The sequence below is a fragment of the Bradyrhizobium sp. LB8.2 genome (assembly GCF_040548035.1).
In the GTDB taxonomy this organism is placed as follows: Bacteria; Pseudomonadota; Alphaproteobacteria; order Rhizobiales; family Xanthobacteraceae; genus Bradyrhizobium.
Genome location: NZ_JBEPQV010000032.1, coordinates 88,033 through 104,271 on the forward strand (window position 1 = coordinate 88,033; position 16,239 = coordinate 104,271).

Below are 16,239 nucleotides of genomic sequence, written 5' to 3' on the forward strand. Positions count from 1 at the left end.
GGACGTCCAGCGAGCCATTCGGTCGCATCGGAAGAGCGGCTCTCCCTGTAGCGCAAACACTGATCTCAAAGGCCTTCTTGGCGTCCGGCCATTTGCTCCCCTATGATATGGGTGGCGGTGCGGCGCCGATTATGATTTGCACTGTAGTTGGACTTCAAAACACGGGTGCGCGACGTATCGCTCACCAATGCGGGGGGCGTACGCCGATGAGAATCATACTTCTGGGACCGCCGGGATCGGGCAAGGGGACCCAGGCGCAACTGCTGGTGCAGCGCTATGGCATCGTCCAGCTCTCGACCGGCGAGATGTTGCGCGCGGCCGTTGCGGCCGGAACGCCGGTCGGACTCAAGGCCAAGGAGATCATGGCCAGCGGCGGCCTCGTGCCCGACGATGTCGTGGTCGGAATCATCTCCGACCGGATCGATCAGCCGGACGCCAGAAACGGTTTCATCCTCGACGGTTTCCCGCGTACCGTGCCGCAGGCCGAGGCGCTGGATGAGCTGCTCAAGCACAAGCACCTCAAGCTCGACGCCGTGATCGAGCTCCGCGTCAACGAGAGCGCGCTCCTGAGTCGTGTCGAAACTCGCGTCGCCCAGATGCGGGAGCGCGGGGAGGAGGTCCGACTCGACGACACTCCGGAGGTTCTGACCAAGCGACTCGCCAGCTACCGCAACCAGACGGAACCGCTGATTCACTACTATTCCGAGCGGCGGAAGCTTTCGACCATCGACGGCATGATGGCCATCGACGAGGTCACCCGCGCCATTCATCGCCAGCTCCTGGCGCTCGGAGCGGTCGAGCCCAAGACGCATGGCAGGACCCGCGCCCGGAGCGCGGCCAAGGCGGCCCTGGCCAAAAAGGCCAAAGCGGCGAAGAAATCGGCCAAAAAGCCGACCAGAACAGCCAAAAAGGCTGCAAAATCCGCCAAAAAAGCCGGCAAGAAGGCCGTGACGGGTGCCAAGAAGGCGGTCAAGAAAGCCGGCAAGAAGGCGACCAACAAAAAGACGACCAAAAAGGCTGCCAAGAAGGCTGTCAAAAAGGGTGCCAAAAAGACTGCAAAAAAGGTCACGAAAAAGCGAGCCAAGCGCTAGCGGCGGTTGACGAAAGCCCCCTGAATCCCCTAATAAGCCCCGCATCCAAGTCGGATAGTTTAAAACGATGCCGGGCCCCAGGAAGACCAGGGGTGGGCGTCGTGTTCGCGTTTGTGAACACCTGCCCGAGAAACCAAGCACTTAAAGCCAGATTCCTGACGAGGGATCGGCGACAGGAGAGAAGGCCGTGGCCCGTATTGCCGGCGTGAACATTCCGACCAACAAGCGCGTTCTGATCGCGCTCCAGTACATCCATGGCATCGGCCAGAAGATTGCCGGTGAGATCATCGAGAAGGTGAAGATCCCCGAGGATCGTCGCGTCAATCAGCTCAGCGACGCCGAAGTGCTCCAGATCCGCGAAGTGATCGACCGCGACTATCTCGTCGAGGGCGACCTGCGTCGTGAGGTCGGCATCAACATCAAGCGTCTGATGGACCTCGGCTGCTATCGCGGCCTGCGCCATCGTCGCGGCCTGCCGGTGCGCGGCCAGCGTACCCACACCAATGCGCGCACGCGCAAGGGCCCGGCGAAGGCCATCGCCGGCAAGAAGAAGTAAGTTTTCGAATCCAGATCGCGGCGTGTGGCGAAGGGGGATGACCCGTTCGCCGCGCGCCTTTCGTTCCATCAGGTGTAGCCGCTGGCACTACGGCGGCGTTTGAGATCTCCAGGAAAGGTACTCTATGGGCAAGGAAGCCACCCGCGTTCGTCGTCGTGAGCGCAAGAACATCGCCTCCGGCGTCGCGCACGTGAACTCGTCGTTCAACAACACGACCATCACCATCACCGACGCGCAGGGCAACACGATTGCGTGGTCTTCCGCCGGCACGATGGGCTTCAAGGGTTCGCGCAAGTCGACCCCGTATGCCGCGCAGGTTGCCGCCGAGGACGTGTCGAAGAAGGCGCAGGAGCACGGCATGCGCACGCTGGAAGTCGAAGTCGCGGGTCCCGGTTCGGGCCGTGAATCGGCGCTCCGCGCGCTCCAGGCCGCAGGCTTCACCGTCACCTCGATCCGTGACGTGACCACGATCCCGCACAACGGTTGCCGTCCCCGCAAGCGTCGGCGCGTTTGATACCAAATTGCGGGCGCTCTGACGCCCGCAATGACTTTTTGCAAAGCCGTGGGAATGATCTGCGGCCTTTCTCCAACGCCAGTGTCTGCAGCAGCAGTTTGACTGGCCTGTATGGGTGAAACAGTGACAATCCAGAAAAATTGGCAAGAATTGATTCGGCCGAACAAGCTCCAGGTGCAGCCCGGCAGCGATCCGACCCGTTTCGCGACCATCGTCGCCGAGCCGCTCGAGCGCGGATTCGGCCAGACGCTCGGCAACGCGCTGCGCCGCATTCTGCTGTCCTCGCTCCAGGGCGCAGCGGTTCAGTCGGTGCATATCGACGGCGTGCTGCACGAGTTCTCCTCGATCGCGGGCGTCCGTGAGGACGTCACCGACATCGTGCTCAACATCAAGGACATCGCGATCAGGATGCAGGGCGAAGGCCCCAAGCGCATGGTCGTCAAGAAGTCCGGCCCGGGCGCTGTCACCGCCGGCGACATCCAGACCGTCGGCGACGTGGTCGTGCTCAACCCGGACCTGCAGATCTGCACCCTGGACGAGGGCGCCGAGATCCGCATGGAGTTCACGGTCGCCACCGGCAAGGGCTACGTGCCCGCCGAGCGCAACCGTCCCGAGGATGCGCCGATCGGCCTGATCCCGGTCGACAGCCTGTACTCGCCGGTCCGCAAGGTCTCCTACAAGGTCGAGAACACCCGCGAGGGCCAGATCCTCGACTACGACAAGCTGACCATGACGATCGAGACCAACGGCGCGCTGTCGCCGGATGACTCCGTGGCCTACGCCGCGCGCATCCTGCAGGATCAGCTCAACGTGTTCGTCAACTTCGAAGAGCCGCGCAAGGAAGTCGCCCAGGAGATCATCCCGGACCTCGCCTTCAATCCGGCCTTCCTCAAAAAGGTGGACGAGCTCGAGCTGTCGGTGCGTTCGGCCAACTGCTTGAAGAACGACAACATCGTCTACATCGGCGACCTCGTGCAGAAGAGCGAAGCGGAAATGCTCCGCACTCCGAACTTCGGCCGCAAGTCGCTGAACGAGATCAAGGAAGTGCTGGCCCAGATGGGTCTGCATCTCGGCATGGAAGTGCCGGGCTGGCCGCCGGAGAACATCGACGAGCTCGCCAAGCGCTTCGAGGATCACTACTGATCTGAACTACAACAGGCAAAGGCGCGAATTCATCGCGCCTTTGCGGGCGAACGCAGGCAGCCCACCTGAGCAACAAGTCCGACGAACCGTCGCGACGAATGAAATTCAAGGAATAGAAAAATGCGTCACGGCAAGGTTCATCGCAAGCTCAACCGCACCGCGGAGCATCGCCGCGCGATGTTCGCCAACATGTGCGCCGCGCTGATCAAGCACGAGCAGATCGTCACGACGCTGCCGAAGGCGAAGGAATTGCGCCCGATCGTCGAGAAGCTTATCACTCTCGGCAAGAAGGGCGGCCTGGCCATGCGCCGCCAGGCCATCTCCGAGATGCGCGACAAGGATCAGGTCAGGAAGCTGTTCGACACGCTCGCGCCCCGCTACAAGGATCGCCAGGGTGGCTACACCCGTATCATCAAGGCCGGCTTCCGCTACGGCGACAACGCCCCGATGGCCGTGATCGAGTTCGTCGATCGCGACGTCGATGCCAAGGGCCAGGACTCCGGTCCGGTGCAGGAAAAGGAAGCCGAGGCGGCGTAAGTCGACCGGTAGCGAGTTTTCAGAAAGCGGCGCCCTTGGGCGCCGCTTTTTTGTATGACGCGGCGACGTCTCATGGCGCGCATCGTTTCGACGCCATGGTCGCGTTTCTCAGGACGCTTCCGCCTCGCAACTGAATCCTCACGCGTCGGTGAGGGGCGATTGCGGCCGCCCTTGCAGCGCACGATATCTCCGTCAGCATCAATGGAGACATCGCATGAACATCGACCTTTCCGGAAAGACCGCCCTCGTGACCGGCTCGACGGCCGGCATCGGCCACGCCATCGCCAAGGGTCTTGCCGGCTCGGGAGCTAGCGTCGTGATCAACGGACGCGGCCAGGATAAGGTCGATGCGGCCGTGCGCAAGCTGGAAGCTGTGGGCGGGAAGGTCCGCGGCATCGCCGCCGATGTCTCGACCGCTGCGGGCTGCAAGGCACTCGTGACGGCGCTGCCCGAGGTCGATATCCTCATCAACAACGCCGGCATCTTCGAGCCGAAAGACTTTTTCGACATTCCGGACGAGGACTGGAGCCGCTTCTTCGAGGTCAACGTCATGAGCGGCGTGCGTCTCTCGCGCGCGTATTTGAAGGGCATGCTTGGGCGTAACTGGGGCCGCGTCGTCTTCATCTCCTCGGAGTCCGGGCTCAACATTCCCGTCGAGATGATCCACTATGGAATGAGCAAGACGGCCCAGCTTTCGGTCGCGCGAGGCTTGGCGCAGCTAACCCGCGGCACCGGCGTCACCGTCAATTCCGTGCTGCCGGGCCCGACCATGTCTGAAGGCGTCGAGACGTTTGTAAAGGATCTCGCCAAGCAGAACGGCCAGTCACTCGACGAGGCCGCGGCCAATTTCGTCAAACAGCATCGCCCAAGCTCGCTGCTCCAGCGCTTCGCCAGCGTCGACGAAATCGCCAACATGGTGGTTTATGCCGCTTCAAAGGAAGCCTCCGCGACCAACGGCGCGGCGTTGCGTGCCGAGGGCGGTATCGTCAACACGATTGCGTAAAGCTGCAGTGCAGCGTCAAACGCGGAATCGCAGGGTGGGATGCGCCGTGCGAACTGTGCTTCGCGCAGTCGCAGGGCTAAGTCACCCTACGCAGCATTATCTACCACCCCTCCAGCACGATCTTGCCGCGCGACTTGCCGCTCTCGAGCAGCGCATGCGCGCGCTTGAGGTTGGCGGCGTTGATCGTGCCAAAGGTCTGGTCGAGCGTGGTGCGCAGCACGCCCTTGTCGATGAGGTCGGCGACATCGCCCAGCAGATGATGCTGCGCGATCATGTCGGCGGTCTGGAACGAGGAGCGCGTGAACATCGATTCCCAGTGCACCGAGATCGCCTTGCCCTTGAACGCGCTCACGGTGAATTCCGGGGGATCGTCGATCAGGCCGAACTTGCCCTGTGGTGCCATCACGTCCACGATCGCCTTGTAGTGCTGGTCGGTGAAGGTGAGGCTCGCGACCAGCGCGACCGGCGGCAGCTTCAGCTTCTCGATCTGCTCCTTCATTGGCTGGCCGTGGTCGATCACCGCATGCGCGCCGAGATCGAGGCACCATTTTTGCGATTCGGGCCGCGTCGCGGTCGCGACCACCGTCAGCCCGGTGAGGCGGCGGGCGAGCTGGATCAGGATCGAGCCGACGCCGCCGGCGCCGCCCGTGATCAGCAGCGTGCGCGGATCGACACTCTTGCCGGGCACCGCACCGAGCCGATCGAACAACAGCTCCCAGGCGGTGATGGAGGTGAGGGGAAGGGCGGCGGCTTGCGCGAACGACAGGCTTTTCGGCTTGTTGCCGACGATACGCTCGTCGACCAGATGGAATTCGGAGTTGGTGCCCTGGCGCAGGATCGAGCCGGCGTAAAACACCTCGTCGCCCGGCTTGAACAGCGTGACGTCGGGACCGACGGCGTCGACCACGCCGGCCGCGTCATAGCCCAGAATCTTCGTCTCGCCCTCGGGCGGGGCGGCGCGCTTGCGCACCTTGTAATCGACCGGATTGGCCGAGATCGCCTTCACGGCCACGCGGATGTCGCGTCCTCTGGGCTCGGGCTTGGCGATCTCGAAATCGATCAGCGCGTCCCGATCCTCGATCGGAAGCGACTTTTTGTAGCCGACGGCCTTCATGGCTTGTCTCCATCAGATGGCGTGCTCGCCTGCCGTCCTAACTGTCGCTCTGGCTCTAATTTGGCAAGTACTGTAAATTCGGGGATATAGTCCCTGTTTGGATACTATTGGGAAAACACACATGAAACGGCGCGACTTCGCCCGTCGTCCCGGATGCTCGGTCGAGGCGACGCTCGATCTCATCGACGGCAAGTGGAAGGACGTGATCCTCTACCACCTCCAAGACGGCACCCAGCGTTTCGGCGAATTACGCCGCCGGGTGCCCGGCATCACCCAGCGCATGCTGACCAAGCAGCTTCGTGCGCTGGAGGAGGACAAGCTCGTCATTCGCAAGGTCTACGCAGAGGTGCCGCCGCGCGTGGAATATTCTCTCTCCGATCTCGGCGAGAGCCTCAAGCCCGTGATCGACATCCTGAAGGCCTGGGGTGAGAGCCATCAGCAGCGGCTGTCCTGCGCGCCGGCGCCGGTCGTCGTGAAGAAACCGAAGCGCGCCGCGTAGATTTCCGGGAGCGGACGGTGCCGCTCCTGGCAGAGATCATCTCAGAACGCGAACTGGGTTCGCATCGCGACAGCGTCGAACTTCGAGCCGACATCGGCGGCCGAGACCGGTGAGGCCTGTTTCGATACCGTGCCATGCAGATAGTCGAGCATGAAGCGAACGTTGCCGTTGACGTACCAGTTCAGGGCCGCCGTGTAGACGGTCTGCCGGCCGCCTGCGATGCCGGTGGCCGTTCCGAACTGGTCGTTGAGGTCGATCGTCGAGAAGCGCCCCGCGATTTCCCATGCGCCCCAGCCGCCGCCATCGAGCGAGAACGGGTGCGCGGGCTTGACGCCGCCATAGGCCGCGTTCGCCGCGTTATAGCTGCGGCCCTCGCCCGTCAGCACGTAGCCGGCCTGTGCATAGCCGCCCTGGAATTTGAGGCTCGGCGCACCCAGCGGCGGCAGGCCGGTATTGGCGCTGCGGTCGATGTTGTACCAGAAATATTCGCCCTGCAGGATCAGCGGTCCGTAGGTGGCGGCCGCTTCGACGCTGTAGACCTGCGCGCCGGAGGCATTGGCGATCGCGCCGGTGGTAGCCAGTGCCGTCGGATCGATGCGCAGTTCCGGGCGGTCGCTGAGCGTGACCGTCTGCGCACCCGTCACCATGTTGCGCGGCGGCTGGATCAGCCATTCGGCGTTTCCGCCGAGATGGAGCGAGTAATCCTTGCCGCTGACGACCTGGCCGGCAACGCGGGCGACGGCGCCATACTGCTCGGAGGCACCGTTCGGTGCCACGCTGGACGCGGAATGGATCGCACCGGTCGAGGGTCCCGTGACATAGCCGCCGATCCAGAGCTGGTCGTTGTACCAGCGCGTGCCGACGGCGGAGCGGAAGTCGCCCGCGGCGATGCTGGTCGCGACGATGCCCGCTGAGGCGCGCTCCATGAACATGATGTCGTTGGAGCTCGTGGCCTCATCGAGGGTGTAGGGCAGGTCCATGATGCCGCCTTCGATGGCCATCTTGCCGCCGAACGGTTTCAAGCCGGTGTAACTGAGATAGGCGTTCTCGACGCCTGAGACGCCGCCGCCGGGTAGCGAGCCGGGCGCAGAGCCGCCAAATCCGTCGGAGGAACCGCCGAAGTCGTAGACCAGCGCGAAATTCCAGTCGTTGAAGAATCTGCCGGCGAGACCGATGCGCGCGCGACGGACGTTCTCGCCGCTGTCGAGCTTTTGCGGCACGGTCGCCGCCGTGTTGGGCCGATAGTCATAGCCGCCGACATCCCAATGCACGCGGCCGGTGATCCCCACGCAGTTCGCCCCATCGGCGGTGCAGATGGTCGGCCGGTTATTCGGCATCGTCACCACGACGCCGGACGCGGGCGGCGGTCCCTTGAGCGGGATCGCCGCGTTGGCATTGGCAACGACGGCCTTCGCTTCGGAACGCGCTTCGGCTTTCGCCTCCGCCTTCGCTTCGGTCCTAGCCTTGGCCGCAGCCGCGGTGTTCGCGGCGGTCTGGCTCTGGAGCTTGTCGAGCTTCTGCTCCAGCATCTTCAACTGCTGCTTCAGGAGCGCGATCTCCTGATCGCTGCTGCTCGCCGATTGGGCCTGGGCCTGCGAGGCCGCCAGCGCGCCGGCGAGACCGATCGCCGTGGCTGCAATTCTGATCCTGCTCACGTCATGACTCCATCGGTTGACGAACTTCCTCAAGTCGCAACGGAGAGCCTAGGTATGATCGATGACTGCCCCGCGACTCTGCGCCCGGTTGCGCGGTTCCCACTGATGTAAATTCGCCGCAACCGAATCCGCCTTGCACCACCATGCAAGATGACGCGCATCATGCCAATCCACAGCCCCGGCAAATTGCTATTTCGCACGCAGGGCTTGCAGGCCGGACACACCAAAAGGGGGCTGAATATGCCGCCGGGCACCCTTCTATTGGCGGGCGAACGCGCCTATATTCCGGCGTCTTTTCCGAGAGGTAGGAATGTTTCGATCGACCTGGGCCGCCGTCGTCACGGCACTGTGCATAGCCTTTTCGGCCAACTTCAATCCGGCCGCCGCGCAGGACCGCCGTGTCCCGTCCTCGCCCGCCGAACTGCGGCTGTCCTATGCGCCGATCGTGCAGCGGGTGCAGCCGGCGGTCGTCAACGTCTATGCCGCCAAGGTGGTGCAGAACCGCAACCCGCTGCTCGACGATCCGATTTTCCGCCGCTTCTTCGGCGCGCCCGGCCAGCAGCAGGAGCAGGTGCAGCGCTCACTTGGTTCGGGCGTGATCGTCGACGCGTCCGGGCTCGTCGTCACCAACGTCCATGTCATCGAAGGCGCCGACCAGGTCAAGGTGTCGCTGTCGGACAAGCGTGAGTTCGAGGCCGAGATCGTGCTGAAGGACTCTCGCAGCGATCTCGCGGTGTTGCGTCTCAAGGACACCAAAGAGAAGTTTCCGGCTCTCGAATTCACCAATTCGGACGAGCTGATGGTAGGCGACGTCGTGATGGCCATCGGCAATCCCTTTGGCGTCGGCCAGACTGTGACTCACGGCATCATCTCGGCGCTGGCGCGTACGCAGGTCGGTATCACCGACTACCAGTTCTTCATCCAGACCGATGCGGCGATCAATCCCGGCAATTCCGGCGGCGCGTTGGTCGACATGAACGGCAGGCTCGCAGGCATCAACACCGCGATCTATTCGCGCTCCGGTGGCTCGCAGGGTATCGGCTTCGCAATCCCCGCCAACATGGTGCGCGTCGTCGTCGCCTCCGCAAAGGGCGGCGGCAAGGCGGTGAAGCGGCCGTGGCTTGGCGCGAAATTGCAGGCGGTGACGCCCGAGATCGCCGAAAGCCTCGGCCTGCGTTCGCCCACCGGCGCGCTGGTCGCAAGCGTCGTTCCGAACGGACCGGCGGCCAAGGCCGGGCTAAAATCCTCCGACCTGATCGTCTCCATCGACGGCCAGACCGTGGATGATCCCAACGCCTTTGACTATCGCTTCGCCACACGGCCGCTCGGCGGCACGGCGCAGATCGACGTGCAGCGCGGCGGCAAGCCGGTCAGGCTGACGGTCGCGCTGGACGCCGCGCCCGATACCGGCCGCAACGAACTCGTCATCACCGCGCGCTCGCCTCTCCAGGGCGCGAAGGTCTCGACCATCACCCCGGCGCTCGCCGACGAGCTGCATCTGGACGCCGACACCGAAGGCGTCGTGGTCACTGATCTCGGCGGCGACAGCGCGGCCGCGAATGTCGGCTTCCAGAAGGGCGACGTGATCCTGGCGGTCAACAACCAGAAGATCAGCAAGACCAGCGACCTCGAAAAGGCGGCGGCCGAGCGCCAGCGCATCTGGCGCATCACGCTGGTGCGCGGCGGGCAGCAAATCAACGTCACGCTGGGCGGATGAGTCCGAAGCGACCACAGGAGACGCCAACTCTCTTTGCCGCGGCGGGGCTCGATCAGGAGGCTCCGCATCCGCTGCCGGATCGGCTGCGGCCGCGCGCGCTCGCGGAGGTCGTGGGCCAGGATCACATCTTGGGTCCCGACGGCGCGCTGACGCGCATGCTGGAGACGCGCACGCTGGGGTCGCTGGTATTCTGGGGCCCGCCCGGCACCGGCAAGACCACGGTAGCGCGGCTGCTCGCGGACGCCACCGATTTGCATTTCGAGCAGATCTCCGCGGTGTTCTCCGGCGTCGCCGATTTGAAGAAAGCCTTTGAGGCCGCGCGTGCCCGCCGCGAGATGGGCAAGGGCACGCTGCTGTTCGTCGACGAGGTGCATCGCTTCAACCGCGCCCAGCAGGATTCGTTTCTGCCCGTCATGGAAGACGGCACGGTGGTGATGGTCGGCGCCACCACCGAAAACCCGTCCTTCGAGCTCAACGCGGCGCTTCTGTCCCGGGCGCGCGTGCTGGTGTTTCGCTCGCTCGATGCGGCCGCGATCGAAAAGCTGTTCGCGCATGCCGAGGAGGTCGAGGGGCGCAAGCTGCCGCTCGACGAGGAAGCGCGCGCGGTGCTGGTGCGCATGGCCGATGGCGACGGCCGTGCGTCGCTGACGCTCGTCGAGGAAGTCTGGCGCGCTGCGCGCAAGGACGAGGTTTTCGACGCCGCGCAGTTGCAGGAGATTTTGCAGCGTCGCGCGCCCATCTACGACAAGTCGGCCGATGGCCATTACAATTTGATCTCGGCGCTGCATAAGTCGGTACGGGGCTCCGATCCCGATGCCGCGCTGTATTATCTCGCGCGCATGCTCGATGCCGGCGAGGACCCGCTGTTCCTGGCCCGTCGCGTCGTGCGCATGGCGGTCGAGGACATCGGCCTTGCCGATCCGCAGGCGCTCGTCATTGCTAATGCCGCCAAGGACGCCTTCGACTTCCTCGGCCATCCCGAGGGCGAGCTCGCCATCGCGCAGGCCGTGGTCTATCTCGCCACCGCGCCGAAATCGAACGCCGTCTACACCGCCTTCGGCACGGCGATGCAGGTCGCAAAGCAGGCCGGCTCGCTGCTGCCGCCGAAACATATCCTGAATTCCCCGACCAAGCTGATGAAGTCGGAAGGCTACGGCGCATCTTACGAATACGACCACGACACCCCGGACGCGTTCTCCGGCCAGGACTACTTTCCGGAAGCCCTGGGCCGCCAGACCTTCTACGACCCGCCCGAGCGCGGTTTTGAACGCGAGATCCGCAAGCGGCTGGATTATTGGGCCAAGTTGCGGAAGGAGCGGGGTGGCTGAGGCCAGAAGCGCCATTTCGTCGTGACGAAAGGGCACTTTTGGGCTAGGCAGGCACCATGAGCCGCCGCATCAAAAGAACCGATCCAAAGCCCCGTTCGCGCGATGAGCGCAAGGAAACACGCCCGTTCAAGGCGCGCAGCGCGAAGACAGCTGGGCCGCGGCCGGGCGGCAAGCCCGGCGCGAAGCCACCGCGCTTTGCGGCCGAGCGCACTGAGCGGCGTGTGTCGGAGCCTGCGCTGGAACAGGCTGCGCCGCCAAAGCCGGTCGAGGCGCTGCTGCCGACCAAGGTGGAGACCGTCAAGGTTACGGCCGACGAGAACAACATGCGCGTCGATCGTTTCCTCGCAGCGCGCTTTCCCGGCCTGTCGTTCTCCCACATCCAGCGCGTCGTCCGCAAAGGTGAGCTGCGGGTCGACGGCAAGCGTGTTGATAGCAAGGACCGGCTGGAGGAGGGCCAGAGCGTCCGCATTCCGCCGCTGAAGCTCGACACGCCGAAGGCGCCCAATCCGCAGTCGGAGGCAGCGCAAAAGACCCTTGCTGCGCTGAAGGAAATGACGATCTACGAGGACGACGACGTCCTCGTCCTGAACAAGCCGGCCGGCCTCGCCGTGCAGGGCGGCTCTGGCATGACGCGGCACATCGACCAGATGCTCGAGGTGATGCGCGATTCCAAGGGTCAGAAGCCGCGCCTCGTGCACCGCATCGACAGGGAGACGTCGGGCTGCCTCCTGGTCGCGAAGACGCGCTTTGCCGCCTCGCATCTGACCGGCGCATTTCGTTCGCGGTCCGCGCGAAAGACCTATTGGGCGCTGGTGCCGGGCCTGCCGAAGCCGAAGCAGGGCCGCATCTCTACCTTCCTTGCGAAGGAAGAAAGCGAGGACGACACCATCATGCGCATCGCCCAGCATGGCGACGAGGGCGCAAGCCACGCGGTAACATACTATGCGGTGGTCGAGACTGCCGGCAACAAGCTCACCTGGGTGTCGCTGAAGCCGGTGACGGGGCGCACCCACCAGCTGCGCGCCCACATGGAACATATCGGGCATCCCATCGTTGGCGATCCCAAATATTTCAACATCGAGAATTGGCAACTGCCGGGCGGCCTGCAAAACCGGCTGCATCTGCTGGCGCGCCGTATCGTCATTCCGCATCCGCGCGGCGGCGTGATCGACGCCACCGCGCCATTGCCGCAGCACATGCAGCAGTCGTGGAATTTGCTCGGGCTCGATGCAACCAGATTTGATCCGATCGAGAACGCGCCTGAAGAATAGCCGTATGGGGGCGGCAGAAGGGCTGGTGACTGGGCGGAGACCGAAACGAGATGCGCGAATTGTTCGATGAAGCTGCGGGGCGCCCCCCGCTTGATCCGCAGGAGGCGGTCCGCCAGGCCGCGCGCGCGCCGCAGCGCAAGCGCTTCTACAAGGACGCCGGCGTTGCTGAGGCCGAGGGCGGCTTCGCCATCACGCTCGACGGCAAGCCGATCCGTACGCCGTCCGGCCGCCAGGTCGTGATCCCGTCGCGCGCGCTGGCCGATGCGGTCGCCGCGGAATGGGCGGCTCAGGGCGAGACGATCAGTCCCATGACCATGCCGCTGACCCGGATCGCCAACAGCGTGGTCGAGGGCGTCGTGGATCGCGTCGATCTCGTCAGCGACGATCTCGCGAAATACCTTCAGACTGATCTGCTGTTCTATCGCGCCGGCGATCCGGAGGGGCTAGTTGCCCGCGAGGCCGCACATTGGGACCCCGTGCTGTTCTGGGCCGCGGAGGCGTTGGGCGCGCATTTCATCCTGTCCGAGGGCATCATGCATGTGAAGCAGCCGGACGAGGCGGTCCAGGCCGCGCGCGCTGCGCTGCCGCGGGATGCCTGGTCGGTCGCGGCGCTCCATGTGGTGACGACCCTGACCGGCTCGGCGCTGCTGGCGCTGGCGCTGGCCCACGGCGTCCGCGATGCCGGCCAGGTCTGGGCGGCCGCTCATGTCGACGAGGACTGGAACGCCGAGAAATGGGGCGCGGACGAGGAGGCGGCCGGCCGCCGGGTCGCCCGCCTGCGGGATTTCGAGGCTGCCGTGGCGGTTTTGACTGCGGTGAAGCCGCCCGCGGCCGAAGCCCTTAACGAGAGGTTTACGAGGCGTCCTTAGGGTGGGCGTTCCCTGGGCCGCTCCAAGATGCCGACGCCGATAAGCTCGATCGTTCCCGTCAGTGCTGCCAGCCCTGTTGCTGATGCGGCGACGCCTGATCTTGTGCTGCAGGCCGGCAGCGTAGTGGACGCAAAAGTCGTCAGCGTGCTCGCCGCCAATCTGGTGCGGATCGCGATCGCCAACCTCTCGATGGATGTGATGTCCGAGGTGGCGCTGTCGCCCGGGCAAAATCTCCAGCTCGCGGTGTCGCAGAACGACGGCACCATCCGGCTCGCCATTATGGGCGGGGCAGGCGAGGCGGCGGCCGATCAGGTCACGCTGACGCCGGCTGCGGCCTCGCTGGTGGACAGCCCGTCGCTGGCGCCGTCGGCGGGCGCGGCCCGCAATACCCTGAGCTCGTCCGAACAGGTCGCCGTCACAACGGCCTCGGCCGAGGCCGTGACGAAGCAGGGCAGCCAGGCGCCGCTGTTCGCCAATCTGGCAGCGGTCGTCACGGGCAGCGATCTGCCGGGAGGGCTGAAGCAGGCGCTGCTGGGCGTGCTGGCGCAGCAGACGCCGCTCAACGCCGGGCTCGATGGCGGTGATATCGAATCCGCCTTCCAGAAGTCCGGCCTGTTCCTCGAGGCGTCGCTCGCCGCGGGCGCGACGCCGTCCTCCGGCACGATGCCCGACCTGAAGGCGGCATTGCTGGTGCTGCGACAGACGCTGACGACGCTCGAGACCGCGACCCCACAGGGGGCCGCGACTCCTGCCGGCAGCCCAGGGACACCGCAGGCCGCTGTCGCGCCGGCTCCGGCATCAGGTGAGGCCGCGCCGACCGCATTGCCGTCAACCGCACCCGATATCGCCCAACCGCCGCGTAGCGCCAATCTCGCGGCTACCATACTGGCCGACATCGCCGGCAACTCTCCACAGGCCGCGATGCCACGAACCATGACCGCAGGCCTGGCCGCGAGCCTCCTGCAGGAGATCACGCAGAGCCTGCCGCGCATGACCGGCAACGTGCCGGGCTCAAACAAGGCCGTGCCTGACGGACATGTTTTCGAAGCCGCCTCGCGCGCGACGCCGCCGCCGGTTCGCGGCGCGTTGCCGTCGCCGCAATCCATTGCCTCGCCATCACTCGCTCCGGATACGCCGCTCGCTGCGACCCTGCATCGGCTGCTCGACGACACCGATGCCGCGATCGCGCGCCAGACCTTGCTCCAGGTTGCTTCGCTCCCTGATCGCATTGACGCCAGCGGTCACAGGATCGATCCGAGCGTGCCGCAGTGGAATTTCGAGATTCCCTTCGCAACGCCGCAGGGCACCGCAATGGCGCAGTTCGAAATCTCGCGCGACGGCGGCAATGAATCCGCCGATCCCGCCAAGCGCGCATGGCGCGCGCGCTTCACGCTCAATGTCGAGCCGGCCGGTCCCGTGCATGCTCTGATTACGCTCAACGGCGACAAGACCTTCGTGCGGATGTGGGCGGAGCGGCCGGCTACCGCACAGCAGCTCCGCGCCGGAATCGGCGAGCTCAACCAGGCCCTGACTAGGGCCGAGCTCAAGCCGGGCGACATCCTGGTCCGCGACGGCACCCCGCCACAGCCTGCACCGGCCCGCGCCGGCCACTTCATGGATCGCGCCACATGAGCGACCCGTCGAAGCTTGCGATTGCGCTACATTACGAGAAGGGCAGCAACGCGCCGATCGTCATCGCGAAGGGCAAGGGCACGATCGGCGAAAAGATCGTCGAGATCGCCAAGGCCAACGACATACCGATCGAGGAGAACGAGATATTGGCCGGCGCGCTGTCCAAGGTCGAACTCGGCGAGGAGATCCCGCCCGATCTCTACAAGGCCGTCGCCGAAGTGCTGGTATTCGTGCTGCGGCTGTCGGGCAGGCGGTAGAGCATGATCCGGACCCGAAGGGCCGCGTGAGCGCAAAGTGTGCAGCGGTTTTCCGAAGAGATCATGCTCAAGAAATAACCTGTCATCGTTTCACCACGATAGCGACCGCATGGTCGCGGCCATCTTCATTGCGTAACGGACACCGCCAGTGCTCACCCGCCGTTCCACCCTCGGCCTTCTCGCCGCTGCCGCTTTGCCATCGCGTGCATTCGCCCATGTCGCGCCGCCACGCAACGAGATCCGTGACAGCCTCGCAAAGCGCTTCACCGACCTCGGCACGGCCGGGACGTTCGTCGGCTACAAGGTCGAGGACTATTTGATCGTCGCGAGCGACAAGGAACGTTCGGGCGAAGCGAAGCTGCCGGCTTCGACCTTCAAGATTCCGAACTCGCTGATCGCGCTCGAAACTGGCGTCGTCGCCGATCCCGACAAGGACGTATTTCCCTGGGATGGCGTGAAGCGTCCGATCGAGGCCTGGAATAAGGATCACACGCTACGCAGCGCGATCGCGGTGAGCGCGGTACCGGTCTATCAGGAGATCGCGCGCCGCATCGGGCAAGAGCGCATGCAAAAGTATGTCGATCTGTTCGACTACGGCAACCGCGACATCGGCGGCGGCATCGACCAGTTCTGGCTCACCGGCGCCTTGCGCATCGATCCGGTCGAGCAGGTCGATTTCGTCGACCGGCTGCGCCGCCGCGCGCTGCCGATTTCCAGGCGCAGCCAGGATCTCGTCGCGGACATCCTGCCGGTGACCAAGGTCGGCGATAGCGTCATCCGCGCAAAGTCCGGACTTCTCGGCGCCGAGCGCGGCGAGCCGTCGCTTGGCTGGATGGTGGGCTGGGCCGAGAAGGGTGCAGCGCACACCGTGTTCGCGCTCAACATGGATTGCAAAGAGCCGCGTCTGGTCGGTGAGCGCATGCCGCTGACGCAAGCCTGCCTTGCCGAGATTGGCGCGAACTAGGGTCTGTTGGGATTCATCTGGAGTTTATCGCGGCCGCGGCCAGATAGATCATTGAAGTGAAGCTCTGGTCGGTCTTGTCGGCGCGCATT

General features: G+C 64.8%; 16 protein-coding genes. 14 read left to right on the plus strand and 2 right to left on the minus strand.

Annotated elements, in window-relative coordinates:
• Positions 1–206: 206 nt before the first annotated feature.
• The 6 genes from ABIB06_RS30780 (at position 207) to ABIB06_RS30805 (ending at position 4,844) form a co-directional block, all read left to right on the plus strand.
• Positions 207–1,091 carry an adenylate kinase gene (locus ABIB06_RS30780; RefSeq protein WP_354050815.1) on the plus strand — a complete coding sequence of 295 codons (885 nt, stop codon included), beginning with the start codon at positions 207–209 and terminating at the stop codon, positions 1,089–1,091.
• A gap of 187 nt (positions 1,092–1,278) precedes the next feature.
• A complete protein-coding gene (gene rpsM / locus ABIB06_RS30785) occupies positions 1,279–1,647 on the plus strand; it encodes a 30S ribosomal protein S13 (RefSeq protein ID WP_092034909.1) in 369 nt (122 codons plus the stop codon).
• A 124-nt stretch (positions 1,648–1,771) separates the two neighbouring features.
• The gene (rpsK, locus tag ABIB06_RS30790; RefSeq protein WP_007603045.1) at positions 1,772–2,161 is read left to right on the plus strand and encodes a 30S ribosomal protein S11; all 390 of its coding nucleotides are present in this window, start codon (positions 1,772–1,774) and stop codon (positions 2,159–2,161) included.
• Between the two features lie 111 nt (positions 2,162–2,272).
• Positions 2,273–3,304: a DNA-directed RNA polymerase subunit alpha gene (locus ABIB06_RS30795; protein ID WP_354050813.1), complete on the plus strand. Its 1,032-nt coding sequence runs from the start codon at positions 2,273–2,275 to the stop codon at positions 3,302–3,304.
• A gap of 120 nt (positions 3,305–3,424) precedes the next feature.
• Complete coding sequence (gene rplQ / locus ABIB06_RS30800) at positions 3,425–3,841, plus strand: 50S ribosomal protein L17 (RefSeq protein WP_007603047.1); 417 nt, start codon at positions 3,425–3,427, stop codon at positions 3,839–3,841.
• 214 nt (positions 3,842–4,055) lie between these two features.
• Complete coding sequence (locus ABIB06_RS30805; protein ID WP_354050811.1) at positions 4,056–4,844, plus strand: SDR family NAD(P)-dependent oxidoreductase; 789 nt, start codon at positions 4,056–4,058, stop codon at positions 4,842–4,844.
• Positions 4,845–4,944: 100 nt separating this feature from the next.
• Here ABIB06_RS30805 and ABIB06_RS30810 read toward each other — a convergent pair whose 3' ends face one another.
• The gene (locus ABIB06_RS30810; protein WP_354050810.1) at positions 4,945–5,958 is read right to left on the minus strand and encodes a zinc-binding alcohol dehydrogenase family protein; all 1,014 of its coding nucleotides are present in this window, start codon (positions 5,956–5,958) and stop codon (positions 4,945–4,947) included.
• Between the two features lie 121 nt (positions 5,959–6,079).
• Here ABIB06_RS30810 and ABIB06_RS30815 point away from each other — a divergent pair, with 121 nt between their 5' ends.
• The gene (locus ABIB06_RS30815; RefSeq protein ID WP_354050809.1) at positions 6,080–6,457 is read left to right on the plus strand and encodes a winged helix-turn-helix transcriptional regulator; all 378 of its coding nucleotides are present in this window, start codon (positions 6,080–6,082) and stop codon (positions 6,455–6,457) included.
• A gap of 41 nt (positions 6,458–6,498) precedes the next feature.
• On the opposite strand, the gene ABIB06_RS30820 is transcribed toward ABIB06_RS30815, so the two are convergent.
• Positions 6,499–8,112 carry an OprO/OprP family phosphate-selective porin gene (locus tag ABIB06_RS30820; protein ID WP_354050807.1) on the minus strand — a complete coding sequence of 538 codons (1,614 nt, stop codon included), beginning with the start codon at positions 8,110–8,112 and terminating at the stop codon, positions 6,499–6,501.
• A gap of 310 nt (positions 8,113–8,422) precedes the next feature.
• On the opposite strand from ABIB06_RS30820, the gene ABIB06_RS30825 reads away from it, so the two are divergent.
• The 7 genes from ABIB06_RS30825 (at position 8,423) to ABIB06_RS30855 (ending at position 16,150) form a co-directional block, all read left to right on the plus strand.
• Positions 8,423–9,829, plus strand: coding sequence for a DegQ family serine endoprotease (locus ABIB06_RS30825; protein WP_247341200.1), 1,407 nt, complete (start codon positions 8,423–8,425; stop codon positions 9,827–9,829).
• Complete coding sequence (locus ABIB06_RS30830) at positions 9,826–11,157, plus strand: replication-associated recombination protein A (protein WP_354050805.1); 1,332 nt, start codon at positions 9,826–9,828, stop codon at positions 11,155–11,157. Before ABIB06_RS30825 ends, ABIB06_RS30830 begins: the two co-directional genes overlap by 4 nt.
• A 56-nt stretch (positions 11,158–11,213) precedes the next feature.
• Positions 11,214–12,428 carry an RluA family pseudouridine synthase gene (locus tag ABIB06_RS30835; protein WP_354050804.1) on the plus strand — a complete coding sequence of 405 codons (1,215 nt, stop codon included), beginning with the start codon at positions 11,214–11,216 and terminating at the stop codon, positions 12,426–12,428.
• 50 nt (positions 12,429–12,478) lie between these two features.
• A complete protein-coding gene (locus tag ABIB06_RS30840) occupies positions 12,479–13,297 on the plus strand; it encodes an ATP12 family chaperone protein (RefSeq protein ID WP_354050803.1) in 819 nt (272 codons plus the stop codon).
• A gap of 27 nt (positions 13,298–13,324) precedes the next feature.
• On the plus strand, positions 13,325–14,929 hold the full coding sequence (fliK, locus tag ABIB06_RS30845; protein ID WP_354069790.1) for a flagellar hook-length control protein FliK: 1,605 nt from the start codon (positions 13,325–13,327) through the stop codon (positions 14,927–14,929).
• Positions 14,926–15,186 carry an EscU/YscU/HrcU family type III secretion system export apparatus switch protein gene (locus tag ABIB06_RS30850; protein WP_354050800.1) on the plus strand — a complete coding sequence of 87 codons (261 nt, stop codon included), beginning with the start codon at positions 14,926–14,928 and terminating at the stop codon, positions 15,184–15,186. The genes fliK and ABIB06_RS30850 overlap by 4 nt, the downstream gene beginning before the upstream one ends.
• Positions 15,187–15,334: 148 nt before the next feature.
• Entirely contained in the window at positions 15,335–16,150 is an 816-nt protein-coding gene (locus ABIB06_RS30855) for a penicillin-binding transpeptidase domain-containing protein (protein WP_354050799.1), read from the plus strand.
• Positions 16,151–16,239 lie beyond the last annotated feature (89 nt).

Excerpts from the sequence above, each read along its gene's own strand:
- ABIB06_RS30810 (WP_354050810.1), bottom strand. The coding sequence starts at position 5,958 with ATGAAGGCCGTCGGCTACAAAAAGTCGCTTCCGATCGAGGATCGGGAC.
- rpsK (WP_007603045.1), top strand. The coding sequence starts at position 1,772 with ATGGGCAAGGAAGCCACCCGCGTTCGTCGTCGTGAGCGCAAGAACATC.
- ABIB06_RS30825 (WP_247341200.1), top strand. The coding sequence starts at position 8,423 with ATGTTTCGATCGACCTGGGCCGCCGTCGTCACGGCACTGTGCATAGCC.
- fliK (WP_354069790.1), top strand. The coding sequence starts at position 13,325 with ATGCCGACGCCGATAAGCTCGATCGTTCCCGTCAGTGCTGCCAGCCCT.
- ABIB06_RS30840 (WP_354050803.1), top strand. The coding sequence starts at position 12,479 with ATGCGCGAATTGTTCGATGAAGCTGCGGGGCGCCCCCCGCTTGATCCG.
- ABIB06_RS30805 (WP_354050811.1), top strand. The coding sequence starts at position 4,056 with ATGAACATCGACCTTTCCGGAAAGACCGCCCTCGTGACCGGCTCGACG.
- ABIB06_RS30850 (WP_354050800.1), top strand. The coding sequence starts at position 14,926 with ATGAGCGACCCGTCGAAGCTTGCGATTGCGCTACATTACGAGAAGGGC.
- ABIB06_RS30795 (WP_354050813.1), top strand. The coding sequence starts at position 2,273 with ATGGGTGAAACAGTGACAATCCAGAAAAATTGGCAAGAATTGATTCGG.
- ABIB06_RS30830 (WP_354050805.1), top strand. The coding sequence starts at position 9,826 with ATGAGTCCGAAGCGACCACAGGAGACGCCAACTCTCTTTGCCGCGGCG.
- ABIB06_RS30780 (WP_354050815.1), top strand. The coding sequence starts at position 207 with ATGAGAATCATACTTCTGGGACCGCCGGGATCGGGCAAGGGGACCCAG.
- ABIB06_RS30835 (WP_354050804.1), top strand. The coding sequence starts at position 11,214 with ATGAGCCGCCGCATCAAAAGAACCGATCCAAAGCCCCGTTCGCGCGAT.
- rplQ (WP_007603047.1), top strand. The coding sequence starts at position 3,425 with ATGCGTCACGGCAAGGTTCATCGCAAGCTCAACCGCACCGCGGAGCAT.
- ABIB06_RS30815 (WP_354050809.1), top strand. The coding sequence starts at position 6,080 with ATGAAACGGCGCGACTTCGCCCGTCGTCCCGGATGCTCGGTCGAGGCG.